1 rRNA gene is annotated in these 422 nt (G+C 52.6%); it reads left to right on the forward strand.

What is annotated here, in order from left to right:
- Window positions 1–422: ribosomal RNA gene (locus CIL03_RS19395) — 16S ribosomal RNA — on the forward strand; the annotation flags it as partial.

Here is a 422-nt window from a genome sequence, read left to right on the forward strand (position 1 = left end):
TAGGTATCAGCAACAGGATTAGATACCCTGGTAGTCCACGCCCTAAACGATGCCAACTAGGTGTTGGGAAGAGACCTTAGTACCGTAGCTAACGCGTGAAGTTGGCCGCCTGGGGAGTACGGCCGCAAGGTTAAAACTCAAAGGAATTGACGGGGACCCGCACAAGCGGTGGATGATGTGGATTAATTCGATGCAACGCGAAAAACCTTACCTACCCTTGACATGTCCGGAATCCTGAAGAGATTTGTGAGTGCCCGAAAGGGAGCCGGAACACAGGTGCTGCATGGCTGTCGTCAGCTCGTGTCGTGAGATGTTGGGTTAAGTCCCGCAACGAGCGCAACCCTTGTCGTTAATTGCCATCATTTAGTTGGGCACTTTAACGAGACTGCCGGTGACAAACCGGAGGAAGGTGGGGATGACGT

This window comes from Virgibacillus indicus (assembly GCF_002266285.1).
GTDB lineage: Bacteria > Bacillota > Bacilli > Bacillales > Amphibacillaceae > Virgibacillus_K > Virgibacillus_K indicus.